This window comes from Gelidibacter sp., assembly GCF_039916245.1.
Classification (GTDB): Bacteria; Bacteroidota; Bacteroidia; order Flavobacteriales; family Flavobacteriaceae; genus Gelidibacter.
Window position 1 is genome coordinate 1 of record NZ_JBDSLS010000089.1, and the last position, 13,774, is coordinate 13,774.

Annotated in this window: 13 protein-coding genes; 9 read left to right on the plus strand and 4 right to left on the minus strand. The window is 37.4% G+C overall.

Going from position 1 to position 13,774, the window contains the following annotated elements; translation table 11 throughout:
- Positions 1–1,502: ABC transporter ATP-binding protein (locus tag ABIQ28_RS04370; protein WP_348035582.1), on the minus strand; the 1,502-nt coding region annotated here is incomplete at its 3' end.
- Between the two features lie 693 nt (positions 1,503–2,195).
- Between ABIQ28_RS04370 and nusB the strand changes: the two genes are divergently transcribed.
- The 3 genes from nusB (at position 2,196) to yajC (ending at position 4,081) form a co-directional block, all read left to right on the plus strand.
- Positions 2,196–3,140, plus strand: coding sequence for a transcription antitermination factor NusB (gene nusB / locus ABIQ28_RS04375; RefSeq protein ID WP_348035583.1), 945 nt, complete (start codon positions 2,196–2,198; stop codon positions 3,138–3,140).
- Positions 3,141–3,210: 70 nt separating this feature from the next.
- Positions 3,211–3,771, plus strand: coding sequence for a DUF1573 domain-containing protein (locus ABIQ28_RS04380; RefSeq protein ID WP_348035584.1), 561 nt, complete (start codon positions 3,211–3,213; stop codon positions 3,769–3,771).
- A 16-nt stretch (positions 3,772–3,787) separates the two neighbouring features.
- The gene (yajC, locus tag ABIQ28_RS04385; protein ID WP_348035586.1) at positions 3,788–4,081 is read left to right on the plus strand and encodes a preprotein translocase subunit YajC; all 294 of its coding nucleotides are present in this window, start codon (positions 3,788–3,790) and stop codon (positions 4,079–4,081) included.
- Positions 4,082–4,145: 64 nt separating this feature from the next.
- Here yajC and ABIQ28_RS04390 read toward each other — a convergent pair whose 3' ends face one another.
- Positions 4,146–4,499 carry a DUF1801 domain-containing protein gene (locus tag ABIQ28_RS04390; protein ID WP_348035587.1) on the minus strand — a complete coding sequence of 118 codons (354 nt, stop codon included), beginning with the start codon at positions 4,497–4,499 and terminating at the stop codon, positions 4,146–4,148.
- Positions 4,500–4,528: 29 nt separating this feature from the next.
- Positions 4,529–5,767 (minus strand): peptidase T, encoded by a 1,239-nt coding sequence (pepT, locus tag ABIQ28_RS04395; RefSeq protein WP_348035589.1) that lies wholly within the window; start codon positions 5,765–5,767, stop codon positions 4,529–4,531.
- 150 nt (positions 5,768–5,917) lie between these two features.
- Between pepT and ABIQ28_RS04400 the strand changes: the two genes are divergently transcribed.
- From ABIQ28_RS04400 to ABIQ28_RS04420, 5 genes are all read left to right on the plus strand, one after another.
- A complete protein-coding gene (locus tag ABIQ28_RS04400; protein ID WP_348035601.1) occupies positions 5,918–6,952 on the plus strand; it encodes a quinone-dependent dihydroorotate dehydrogenase in 1,035 nt (344 codons plus the stop codon).
- A gap of 235 nt (positions 6,953–7,187) precedes the next feature.
- Complete coding sequence (locus ABIQ28_RS04405) at positions 7,188–7,802, plus strand: LysE family translocator (RefSeq protein WP_348035591.1); 615 nt, start codon at positions 7,188–7,190, stop codon at positions 7,800–7,802.
- Positions 7,803–7,916: 114 nt separating this feature from the next.
- Entirely contained in the window at positions 7,917–8,633 is a 717-nt protein-coding gene (locus ABIQ28_RS04410) for a hypothetical protein (protein ID WP_348035592.1), read from the plus strand.
- A gap of 156 nt (positions 8,634–8,789) precedes the next feature.
- Positions 8,790–9,650, plus strand: a complete 861-nt coding sequence (locus ABIQ28_RS04415; RefSeq protein WP_348035594.1) for a hydroxymethylglutaryl-CoA lyase — start codon at positions 8,790–8,792, stop codon at positions 9,648–9,650.
- A 350-nt stretch (positions 9,651–10,000) separates the two neighbouring features.
- A complete protein-coding gene (locus ABIQ28_RS04420) occupies positions 10,001–11,356 on the plus strand; it encodes a Mur ligase family protein (RefSeq protein ID WP_348035596.1) in 1,356 nt (451 codons plus the stop codon).
- 74 nt (positions 11,357–11,430) lie between these two features.
- Here ABIQ28_RS04420 and ABIQ28_RS04425 read toward each other — a convergent pair whose 3' ends face one another.
- On the minus strand, positions 11,431–11,859 hold the full coding sequence (locus ABIQ28_RS04425) for a peptidylprolyl isomerase (protein WP_348035598.1): 429 nt from the start codon (positions 11,857–11,859) through the stop codon (positions 11,431–11,433).
- A 558-nt stretch (positions 11,860–12,417) separates the two neighbouring features.
- Here ABIQ28_RS04425 and ABIQ28_RS04430 point away from each other — a divergent pair.
- On the plus strand, positions 12,418–13,774 hold a 1,357-nt coding region (locus tag ABIQ28_RS04430; protein WP_348035599.1), incomplete at its 3' end, for an amino acid permease.

The following is a 13,774-nucleotide window of genomic DNA, read 5'->3' on the forward strand; positions in this document are numbered from 1 at the left end:
ATTTGTGGCGCTTTGATGATCGCTCTTGCAATAGAAATACGTTGCTTTTGTCCTCCAGATAAGGTAATCCCGCGCTCCCCTAAAATAGTATCGTAGCCTTTACTGAACTTCTTGATGTTTTTGTGGACGTCGGCATTTTTTGCGGCAGCGATGACTTCTTCATCCGTTGCATCTTCTTTACCAAACATGATGTTGTTTTTAATCGTATCAGAAAACAAAAAGGCATCTTGAGGCACGTATCCAATATGATCCCTTAAACTCGTCAAATTGAGATCTTGAATAGGCGTGCCGTCAATTTTGATCTCTCCAGAAGTGACATCATATAAACGTCCGATGAGGTCGAGGACGGTCGATTTTCCTGAGCCTGTTTTCCCAATAATAGCCATCGTTTGGCCTTTATTTAGCGTGAAGCTGACGTTATTTAGTGCTTGGATATTGGTATCAGGATAGGTAAAGGATACTTGGTCAAATACAATATCTCCTTTTATGATGGAAGGTTCTGGGTTATTGTTTTTTATACTTGGTTCCTGCTTTAAAAACTCGTTGATCCGTTTTTGAGAAGCTTCCGCTTGTTGTATGACCGAAGTCACCCAGCCCACAGTAGCCACCGGCCAGGTTAAAAGGTTGACGTAAATAATGAATTTGGCAATAACGCCTAAACTTTCAATTTCGCCATCGATATATTGTTTACCACCAATATAGATGACAATAATATTACTTAACCCAATTAAAAAGATCATCAAAGGATAGAATAACGCTTGGACTTTCGTAAGGTCAATATTTTTTTGTCGACTTTCCTCAGAAAGCGCATCAAAGTCAGCATTGGTAACCTCTTCAATGCCATAAGATTTGATGACGCTTATACCGCTAAAAGTTTCTTGGGTAAACGTAGAAAGTTTTGCGAGCCATTGCTGTACAATAGTGCTGCGTTTATGGATGGATTTACTTAAAATATAGATAAAGTAAGAAAGGATCGGTAAAGGAATAATCGTGTATAAGGTCAATGTAGGTGCAGAGCGAAACATTAAAAATAGCGCGATAATAAAAAGGGTAATCGTATTAATGCTATACATGATTGCAGGCCCAGCATATTCCCTGACTTTGCCAACGTCTTCACTAATCCGGCTCATCAAGTCGCCTGTCCGGTTGGATTTATAGAAGTCTAGAGATAAGCGTTGGTATTGCTGATAGACTTCGTTTTTTAAATCATATTCTATCTGGCGCGATACGTAAATAATGGTCTGCCGCATCAAAAAGGTGAAAATTCCACCCAAAATAGCTGCGCCAATGATGTAGACGATATTGATGAGTAATTCAGTTTTGACCTCGCCAAGGTCGGTCGTGAGCCCTTTCCGGTAACTGTCGATGACATCTACAGAGTTGCCAACGAGTTCTGGTGTAAAAAGAAGGAATATTCTTGCAACAATAGTAATTAAAATTCCGGCTAATAACTTATACCTGTACTTATAAAAATATTTATTGACGTGTTGTAGCTCTTTCATTGATTATTGTTGGCCGCTAATGCTTTAACCTTGAAGAATTTGGCGATTATATTTATGCAAAAACTCTAAATAGTGATTTATTTTTAATTGTGATTTTTTAGATAATCCAAAAAAGATGACCACTAATTGCAATCCGATAGTTTTGAAAGATATAAGTTCATAGAACTTTATCTACAGATCCCGATTTGAATAAGAATCTTTCGATAATCAAGAACACTATGTTTTTTTTGCATCGACAAAGATAATCGTTTAAAAGTAATTATTGGTATTCATAATAGGCTTTTAGGAGCAGTATTTGGTGGAAGGCAGATTTAAATTTATTCCTAGGAGCACCAAATTTTAGAATGGGGTATTGAATCTGTCCCGACCTCTTTTATGCTTCAGATCACTAAGCAGTGTGTTGTTTTATATCCTGAACTTGAGGAGTAGCATAGGCAAGAGGCCATCTGTAAAACAGAAAATAGTTGCCCTGTTTGTTTAGAGATATTGGAAGATGTCACCGCAAATAAGGTAAAGCCAAACAGGGTTCTCTTAACCATTGCTAAAGAACCTATTGAAAAATGAAAACCTGGATATTTAAAATAAAGTTGAGATATCCGTGGCAATTAATTTATCAAGTTATAAATTAATACTATTTTTGCAGACGAAAAGACACTAAGCTTTTTCACCTTTTAATTTAATAAGTTCTTATCAATGCTAAACAGAAGACATATTCGTATAAAAGTAATGCAAACCCTTTATGCGTTTGACGGTGGGGAAAGTGATGACTTCATAAAAGATCAGAAATTCTTGATCCAAAGTCTTGAAAACATGTATGATTTACATCTCTTGATGTTATCACTTTTAATCGAAGTTCAAAAGCGTGCTGAAGATTATCAAGAACGATCACAGCGAAAAATTTTAGCAACACAAGAAGAAAAAAATCCAAACAAAAAATTTATCAATAATCAGGTGCTGCAAATTTTGCAAGAAGATAGAGCGCTTCAAATTGATATCGAAAACCGTAAAATTGATCATTGGTATCTTGATTTTGAATATGTTGATATCATATTTAAAAGCATTATAGAAAGTGAACTGTATAAGAAATATATGGCCACTGATGTTTCTAGCTTTAAGGAAGATCAAGATTTCATTATTGATGTCTTTACTGAAATCATTGCTCCAAATGAAAAACTCTACGACTATATTGAGGATAAAAAATTGACTTGGTTGGATGATTTGCCAGTGGTTAATACAGGCATCCTTAAATTGCTTCGCAAGCTGAAAAAGGAAAATAAATCCGCCTATTTTACACCTAAACTTTTTAAAGACACAGAAGATAAGGAATTTGCAACGGCATTGTTCCAGAAAACTTTATTGAATAAATCAAAATTCAATCAGGAAATTGCGGCAAAAACGCAAAATTGGGATGCGGAACGTATTGCTAATTTAGATGGTATTTTACTTCAAATGGCCATTTGTGAATTTCAGAAATTCCCGTCCATTCCAGTAAAAGTAACCATTAATGAGTATATCGATATCGCCAAGGAATACTCCACGCCAAAGAGCAGTTTCTTTATTAATGGTATTTTGGATAAAATCGTTAAAGAATATAACGAGAACGGCGAGTTAAATAAAATAGGGCGCGGGTTGATGTAATGGTAAATTATTGCTATTTTTACATTCTCAAATTTATTTTAAGTGAGCATTTTAATCAAATAATAATACGATGAAAAAAATAATATTAGGTGTTTGTGCACTTTCTTTAGTTGGGTTCATGTCTTGTAAAGAAGATGCTACCGCAAAAATTAAATCCGAAAATGTTGTGGATGCGGCAGAAAGAGATGCGAACTCCGGTAGTTTTGCGATGGTGGAATTTGAAGAAGTCGAACACGATTTTGGAACCATAAAAAATGGTACTCCTGTAGAGACTATTTTTAAATACAAGAATACAGGAAGTTCTCCGTTGGTCGTTAGTAATATTCAAAGTACTTGCGGCTGTACAGTGCCTTCAGATTGGACAAAACAAGTTGCTCCAGGAGAAACTGGTGAAATGAAAGTGAAATTTGATGGTAAAGGAAATGGCGTTGTTACCAAATCTATAACCTTGACCACTAATACTGAAAAAGGTTCTGAGACCGTTAGAATCAAAGCAACCGTTGAAGGAGATCCAAATGCATCTGGTCAGCCAATGACGCAACAACCAGCAGAAGGCGCTCAATCTATTATGCAACAACCTGCTCGAAAATATAGCACACAACCTGGTCATGAAGGCCATAATCACGATTAATAATAAATAAGAATTGATGGAAGGAATAAGTTCGTTTTTACCCTTTATTGCGATGTTCGCTGTAGTGTATTTCTTTATGATTGCACCACAAATGAAACGCGCTAAAAAAGAAAAGAAGTTTGCAAGTGAATTAAAAAGAGGCGACAAAGTCATTACCAAAAGCGGAATGCATGGTAGAATTGCTGACCTCAATGATAAAGACAGTAGCTGTATTATTGAAACTATGTCAGGAAAAATTAAGTTTGATCGTTCTGCCATTTCGATGGAAATGAGCCAAAAGCTTAACCAAGATCCTGCGACAACAAAATAACCTGTTGCAATCGAATTAAAAAAGCCATTTCAATTGAAATGGCTTTTTTTGTGTCTATAAGTAATTAGATTTTTTGATTTTCAATGGCTTCTTTGAGGTAACTTAAAACGATATTCTGGTCGATATCAGATAGTGAGTTAAACCGCATCTGTCGCAAATGTTTCGTTTTTTCAGAAGCCTTTACCAATATTTTTTTTTCATCTTTAAGAACATCGCCTTGATGGAACCAAATACTAAAATGGTTTTTAAAAGCGCCAAGAGCTACTACTTTTTTGTTCTCTAAATAATAGGTTGGCGCATTCCATTTAAAGGTTTCCACCAATTCGGTAGAATTGATGAGGTGTCTTAAAAGTTGTAGTGCTTCAGCAAAATGTGAATGGACTTCAAGATAGTCTTCGATAGAATTTACTTTCTCCATGCGGATTTCATTTTTTTACATACCTCAAACTACTTCTTCAAAGCTACCAATTCTGCGATTTTACAAATTACTTCCGTCGCTTTGATCATGCTTTCCACAGGCACATATTCATAACGTCCGTGAAAATTATGGCCTCCGGCAAATATATTAGGGCAAGGCAATCCCATAAAACTCAATTGTGAGCCATCGGTTCCGCCTCTTATCGCTTTGATGATCGGTTTGACGTTGACCGCTAGCATGGCTTGTTCGGCAAGATCCACGATATGCATAACTGGTTCAATTTTTTCCTTCATGTTGAAATATTGATCCTTGATGTCAATGGTTATAACTTCTCTTTCGTACTGGGTATTCAAATCGAAGGCCATTTGCATCATGGCTTCTTTCCTGGCTTCAAAATGATCCTTGTCGTGATCTCTGATGATGTATTTTAAAACGGTTTCTTCAACTACGCCTTCAATGCTTGACAAATGGAAAAAACCTTGGTAGTTTTCGGTGTGCTCAGGTGTTTCCAGCATCGGTAAAGAATTGATGAATTCCGTAGCGATATACATGGAGTTGATCATTTTGCCTTTGGCATAACCGGGATGCACAATTTTGCCTTTGACTTTTACGGTAGCGCCTGCAGCATTGAAATTTTCGTATTCCAATTCGCCAATTTGGCTTCCATCCATAGTATAAGCCCATTCGGCACCAAATTTTTCAACGTCAAACTTATGCGCACCACGACCAATTTCTTCGTCTGGAGTAAAACCGACACGAATTTTACCATGTTTAATTTCAGGATGTTGAATCAAGTATTCCATCGCTGAAACAATTTCTGTGATTCCCGCTTTATCATCGGCACCTAAAAGCGTTGTGCCGTCCGTTGTAATAAGTGTTTGTCCTTTATATTGTAACAAATCGTCAAAAAGATCAGGAGATAAAATAATACCTTCTTCCGCATTTAAAATAATGTCCTTGCCATCATAATTCTCAATGATTTGAGGCTTGACATTCGCACCTGTAAAATCAGGGCTGGTATCAAAATGAGACACAAAACCAATGACCGGAACGTCATGATCCACATTGCTCGGTAAGGTTGCCATAATATAAGCGTTATGATCAATGGAAACTTCTGTCATGCCAATAGCAGTGAGTTCCTTAACTAAGGCATGGGCCAAATCCCATTGTTTTTCAGTGCTTGGCGTGGTGTCAGAATTAGGATCAGATTCGGTGTCAACGGTCACGTAACTTATAAATCTATCAATAATGTGTTGTTTCGGTATCATAACTATTCAATTTTTTTTATTCTAAGTGCAATATAAATGACCCTTTTGTGCTTGGGGTTTAGAGTTCAAAAATACTACTAATTTTCAAAATGAATAATGACAATCTTTATTAAAGGAATGGTATTTTTGCACAACAACTTCTTAAGATCTATGTACAAAAGCATCATCCGTCCCTTGTTTTTCAGTTTTGATCCTGAAAAAATCCATCACTTTACATTTTCAATGATTCGTTTTTCAAACCTGATTGGCTTGGGAGGCGCTTTTCGAAGTGTTTATAAATTTGAAAATCCAAAATTGGAGCGCGAACTTTTCGGAATCAAATTTCCTAATCCTGTTGGATTGGCCGCAGGTTTTGATAAAGACGCGAAACTTTACAAAGAGCTTTCAAATTTAGGTTTTGGTTTTATTGAAATTGGAACCGTCACACCAAAGCCTCAGGATGGGAATGAAAAGCCGCGTATTTTCCGATTGATCGAAGACGAAGCCATCATCAACCGAATGGGATTTAATAATGGTGGCGTTGTAGAAGCAGTGGAGCGATTGAAAAATAATCCGGTACAAGGCGATAAGAAACGGGTGTTAATAGGCGGGAACATCGGTAAAAATAAAATCACGCCCAATGAAGAAGCAGTCAATGATTATATCATCTGCTTTGAAGCTCTTTTTGATTATGTCGATTATTTTGTGGTTAACGTCAGTTCGCCCAATACGCCAAACCTTCGGGCGTTACAGGAAAAGAAACCTTTGACGGATTTGCTACAAACCCTTCAAGATAAAAACAACTTAAAACACAAACGCAAACCCATTCTTTTGAAGATCGCTCCCGATCTTACAGATGAACAACTTCTAGATATTATTGACATTGTTTCCATCACAAAAATCGATGGCGTCATCGCTACAAATACGACCATTTCACGAGATGGCATTTCATCTGAAAACAAAAATGAAATGGGTGGTTTAAGTGGTAAACCCTTGACCAAAAGAGCGACTGAAGTGATCCGTTTTCTATCGGAAAAAAGCAATAAAGCATTCCCGATTATTGGGGTTGGTGGGATCCATTCTGCCGAAGACGCTTTGGAGAAATTGGATGCAGGGGCTGATTTAATACAACTTTATACCGGTTTTATTTATGAAGGTCCGGGATTGATAAAGGAGATTAATCAAGCGATTTTGAAACGCGCATAAGAGGGAATCAAGTATTTAAACCTAGAGATTATAATTGCTCAATTGTAGTTGACGATTTTAATTTAATAATTCTGTGTCAAAAGTAATTGAAATGGCTTTGTGGTTTCTTTGTGCAACTTTGTGTCATAGCTATTTACAACAATATTACTTCTCACTCAAGAAATTCCCGCAGATGACGCAGATTTTCGCAGATTCTTGGGAGTATAATATATTCTGACTTATATCTCATTTATAAATGATCGAAACCCTCATCTCCTTTTCAATAGCAACACTCGCGCTCGCCATTGCTCCAGGGCCTGATAACATCTATGTGCTTACCCAATCGTTGGTCAATGGTACCAAAAGTGGCATCGCCACTACGGCTGGTCTTATAAGCGGCTGCATTGTACACACCACACTTTTAGCATTTGGTGTTTCAGCAATAATTACGGCTTCGGAAGAGCTTTTTTATGGGGTCAAAGTTTTGGGCGCTTGCTATTTGCTGTATTTAGCCTATATGGTTTATAAGTCTGATGAGACAATTTCGCTTTCAGAAAACGCACCCAGAAAATCATATTTAGAACTTTATAAAACGGGCGTCATCATGAATTTAGTCAATCCGAAAGTGATGATTTTCTTCCTGGCGTTTTTCCCTGGTTTTCTTTGGAATGATGAGGGAAACACAGTTTTTCAATTTTACACTTTAGGAATCATTTTTATGGTTGTTTCCTTTCTCGTTTTCAGTAGCATCGCTTTATTGGCAGGTCGTATATCTGAGTTTATATTGAAAAGGAAAGGCGTTGGCAGTTTTTTGAAATGGCTTCAAATAGTCGTTTTTGTGGGCATCGCGCTTTATATCATCGCCGCATAAAGACGGGATTCGTCTTATTGTAAGTTGCTGTAAATCAAAAGATAAAACTTTTTTTTGCACTTGTAAATTATATTAATAAATGTAATTTAGCAGTCAACTCAATTTAGTTTTATTATGAAAAAAACATTATTTCTTACAGGAATGGTCTTGTTGCTGTTCTCCTGTAACTCTGGCAACAAGGAATCTTCAGAAACTTCTGCAGATGGCAAGACTGAGAAAGTAAGCAAAAAGAATAGCAATAAATCTTATGATTGCTTAAAAAAGTTTGAGGACGATTACAGCTTACTTTTAACAAAAGAAGAAATGACATCCGTATATCCCATAAATTCCGATAAGGTCAAAGAGCAATTGCGTTCTGGCAGCTATGGCGAACATATGTATCAATGGCCAAGTAATCGTCCTAGTTTTACTATGGAGGTGTCCGGAATGAAAATGGAACTGCCAGATGAAAATACCATGGGTGTAAAAAATCTCTCTTTCTATTCGGATAAAAGTAATATCAAATCCAATATTGAAAACTTTGACATGGCTTACAAAGAATTATCTGAAAAAGAACTCGATCAAATTCAAGAAAATCTTGCCAAGCAGGAAGATGAAATAAAAAAGACGGGGGAGGACTTTATGAAAGTTCGTGCCAAAAGAAGTTGGGATTTTATTGAAGGTTTAGGCTCGAGTGCCTGGTATAAATGGAATGAGCAATGGGGTGGGGAATTGGTTGTACTGGCAGGAATATCTAAATTCACCATCATTACAAAAATTAGTGCCAACCCAGACGAGAATCGGGAAATAGCTAAAAAATTGGCGGAAAAAGTTCTTGCCAAATGTAAATAATTGTGAAGTGGACTTTTAAGGAAGTTATCTTAAAAGTCCGTTTTTTTTATCGAAATTCAATAATGATTATTTAAACTTCTTCTCTCATCATATGCTCGTGTTTATTTTTTTGAACTAAAGATTCCTGCCTTCGCAGGAATTTATATCTTTGAGGCAATGCAACAGGTGAAAATTATAGAATGTCCGCGAGATGCCATGCAAGGGATCAGAGACTTTATTCCTACTGAAAAAAAGGTGCAATACATTCAGTCGTTGTTACGAGTGGGTTTTGATACCATTGATTTTGGGAGCTTTGTGTCTCCAAAAGCGATTCCACAGATGGTGGATACGGCGGAGGTGCTTTCACAGCTAGATCTTTCCAAAACCCAGAGTAAACTTCTGGCTATTATTGCCAATACACGCGGTGCTGAGGATGCGTCCGTACACCCTGAAATTAGCTATTTAGGCTATCCTTTTTCTATTTCAGAAAATTTCCAAATGCGGAATACTCATAAAACGATTGCACAATCGGTAGTGGCTTTGAATGAGATTTTGGAAATTGCAGACGCTTCAAATAAAGAAGTCGTGGTTTATATATCGATGGGCTTTGGCAATCCATACGGAGATCCTTGGAATGTGGATGTAGTGGGAGATTGGACTGAACGTTTGTCAAAAATGGGTGTGAAGATATTGTCGTTGAGCGATACCGTTGGCACGTCTAATCCTGAGAATATTGACTATCTTTTTTCTAATTTGATTCCGAAGTATCCGCATATTGAATTTGGTGCTCACCTTCATACAACGCCTACTTCCTGGCATGAAAAAGTAGATGCTGCTTTCAACGCTGGTTGTAAACGTTTTGATGGTGCCATTCAAGGTTTTGGTGGTTGTCCAATGGCAAAAGATGAATTGACAGGCAATATGCCTACGGAAAAATTGCTCTCTTATTTTACTTCAAAAAAATGTAATCCTCTCAATGCTTTAAGTTTTGAAAGTGCCTATAATGAGGCGACCAAGATTTTTAAGAATTATCATTAATTGGGGATGAGGTTTGAGTATTACACTTTTCACCTCCATGAAAAGTGTTGACTTTTTTCAGTCGGCGGTCAGCAATCTTTAGTTTGATTATCAATTCGTTTAAGTTCTCCAGAATTTCTCTGGGTATCTCCATGGAACTTTGCGCTACTCTGTGCAATAACCTTTCAGTTTTTAGTGGGTAGTTATTAGAGGTTAGGCAATATATCACTATTTTAGTTTTACAACAATTCTCGAGGCAACTCCGCGTTTTTCTGCGAATCTCTGTGTCACAACTTTCAACTCAACAACGCTCAAAATCTTTCGGCATTTCATATCAAAAAAACTATCTTTGATCCTTTCAAAATTAGACTATGAACGCACATTTTATAGCTATTGGTGGCAGTGCTATGCACAATCTTGCCATAGCTTTACACAATAAAGGTTATCAAGTTACAGGGAGTGATGATGAGATTTACGAACCTTCAAAATCGAGATTAAAGCGGAAAGGTTTATTGCCAGAAAGCTTTGGTTGGTTTCCCGAAAAAATTACTACTACAATCGATGCTGTTGTTCTGGGAATGCACGCCAAAGCAGATAATCCTGAGCTTTTAAGAGCACAAGAACTCGGCTTAAAAATATACAGTTATCCTGAGTTTTTATATGAACAATCCAAGCATAAAACCCGTGTGGTTATTGGTGGAAGTCATGGTAAAACAACCATTACGTCCATGATTCTTCATGTGATGCAGTATCACGATATTGATGTGGATTATATGGTGGGTGCACAGTTGGAAGGTTTTGAGGTCATGGTAAAGTTGACCGATGCCAATGATTTTATTGTTTTGGAAGGCGATGAGTATTTGAGCTCGCCGATTGACCGTCGACCAAAATTCCATTTGTATAAACCCAATATTGCCTTGTTGAGCGGGATTGCTTGGGATCATATCAATGTGTTTCCAACCTATGAAGGTTATGTGGAGCAGTTTTCGATTTTTGTAGATAGCATCGTGAAAGGCGGCAGTATCACTTATAATGAGGAAGATTTAGAAGTTAAAAGGGTAGTGGAAACTTCTGAAAATACCATCCGAAAATTGCCATACCATACGCCACAGTATACCGTCGAAAATGGCCAAACGCTTTTGGAAACTCCGGATGGGCCGTTGCCAATTGAAGTTTTTGGAAAGCATAATTTGAACAATCTCGCCGGGGCGAAATGGATTTGCCAGCATATGGGAGTTGATGAGGACGATTTTTACGAGGCTATTGCTAGTTTTAAAGGTGCGAGTAAACGATTGGAAAAATTAGCAGAAGGCAAAAAAAGTATTGCTTTTAAAGATTTTGCGCATTCGCCAAGTAAAGTGAAGGCCAGTACATATGCGGTAAAAGAACAGTTCCCAGATAGAACCGTTGTAGCCTGTTTGGAATTGCATACCTACAGTAGTTTGAATGCCGATTTTTTAAAGGAATATAAAGGTACTTTGGATGCGGCTGATGTTGCTGTTGTCTTTTATTCGCCACATGCCGTTGAAATTAAAAAACTTAAGGAAGTAACCCACGATCAAATTGCGCAAGCCTTTGAGCGCGACGATTTGATTATTTATACGAATCCCGACGATTTCAAGAACTTTTTGTTTTCACAAAGTTTTGAAAATAAAGTGTTGCTGTTAATGAGCTCAGGAACTTATGGAGGCTTGAATTTTGAAGAAGTCAAAAGTCTGATCGTCTAGTGATTTCTAGAGATAGAATGCATGAAAAAGCCATTAACTTTGTTAATGGCTTTAAATTATATGGTACTCAAATTTTAGTTGATTTCAACGACTTCCAATTCAAAAACTAAATCCTGACCAGCTAATGGATGGTTTCCATCTACTACAATATGGTCTTCTTTAACTTCAATAACTCTAAATTGATGTTCTATACCGTCAGGTCCTTTTGAAGCTAATCCCATACCAACTTCTGGCTCCATATCTTGTGGCAATTGGTCTTTTGGTACTTGATGAAACAATTCCTCCAAAATATCGCCATAAGCGTCTTCTTTAGCTATTTCGACGGTTTTTTTGTCGTTCAATTTCATATCAATAATGGCATTTTCAAAACCAGGGATCAGTTTGCCATCGCCAATAGTAAATTCTAAAGGTTCGCGCTCCAAGGAACTGTCAAAAATTTGACCGTCGGTTAATTTTCCTGTATAATGAACTTTTACCGTATCATTCTGCTTTACTTGACTCATAAATTCGTTTTAATATTAATATAGGCTACAAAATTATAATTTATAAAGGGCACGACAAGGTTTTATCGTTTTAATCAGGATTTATTAAGAAAAGCTTAACGTAAACTGATGGTTTTGAAGAATTATAATATAAATAAGACCTAACGAATTTTGCTTTTTACCCTTAGTTTAATGGGTATTTTATAAAGATTCATTGAAGCTGTTTTTGGGGATTAAAATATAGATATTAAATCCTATTGGTATCCGAAAAAAAACTTGAAATACCTCGGCCAACCTTTTAAAACTGAGGTTTTTAAAGTTTCGTTCAATTCCAGGTTTCTTTGATTTTTTGTTATAAACACTTATAAATATCGCGAATTTGGACGTGCTCTTAGTGTTCGCTTATAACTTTCAGTGTTTTACGATATAAGTCTATAATCTATGTTCTATCAACGCAGTGGTCTTAGTTCTTTTATCAAATAATAGTCATTAAATCCATTTAATTATCGCGAAAAATAGAGTAATTTAGATAGGTGTTTTTTAATATCTCACTGGGTATTAACTTAATAAAAGTAGTGAATGAACCATAATTCGTTGCTTTTCCGGAGAAAATCGGTGGCTCAACTTCAAAAGGACTCCGAGACTTCCTCTTTAAAAAGAACCTTAACGGCTTTTGACCTCACGATGCTTGGCATAGGTGCCATCATTGGTACAGGTATTTTTGTGCTGACGGGCGAGGCGGCAGCTGGTACTCCTGATGCTTTGGGCGCAGGGCCAGCCATTACCATTAGTTTTGTGATCACAGGTTTGGCCTGTGGTTTTGCAGCTTTATGCTATGCGGAATTTGCCTCCATGATTCCAATCTCCGGAAGTGCCTATACCTATGCTTATGCATCTTTTGGCGAAATAATTGCATGGATTATTGGGTGGGATTTGATCTTGGAATATGCCATCGGAAATGTTGCGGTTGCCATTGGTTGGTCGGGTTATTTTAAGAGTTTTCTCAGTGGGCTTGGTGTGCATTTTCCACCATATTTGATGGCGTCAACAGGAACGGAATTAGTGCAATTGTCTAATGGAGAATGGCAGCCGCTTACGGATACTCTAAAAAGTCAACTGGGAAGTCAGGTCAATATGATGCCTCATGAAGTTTCTATCCTGAATTTTCCGGCGCTCATCATCACTTTTGTGGTAACTGTATTGTTGATTATTGGTATTAAGGAGTCTGCAAGAACCAACTCCGTATTGGTTATCATAAAACTTCTGTTAGTAGGGCTGTTTTTATATTTCGGTATTCCGCATTTCAATCCGAGTGAGCACTGGCAAAATTTTGCGCCCAACGGTTGGCATGGAATTATGACTGGTGCTGCGCTTGTGTTTTTTGCCTATATCGGTTTTGATGCCGTGAGCACCACGGCCGAAGAAACTAAAAATCCTCAACGGAATTTGCCTATTGGGATGATTGCGGCGTTGATCGTATGTACCATTTTATATATTGCCGTGGCAGCCGTGTTGACGGGAATGGTTCCTTTAGATGTGCTTGCCAACGAAAAACCTATTTCGGCAGCTCTGGACGCTGTGGGAGAAAATAAGGTGGCATTTATTATTTCACTGGGAATTACATTGACCATGCCAACCGTTCTATTGGTCATGCAAATGGGACAGATCCGTATTTTCTATTCGATGAGTCGCGACGGACTTTTACCGAAAAAATTCAGCAGGGTAAGTAAACGATTCAGAACACCAGCATATTCTACAATTGTGGTGGGTTTATTGGTAGGTCTTTTAGCCGGATTTATGGATATTGGAGCTGTAGCTGAACTGACCAACATTGGAACGCTCTTCGCCTTTGTTCTCGTGGCCATCGGCGTTTGGATATTAAGAGTGCAGCAACCTGATCGCGTCCGAAAATTCAAGGTTCCGGCCTACAAATTGG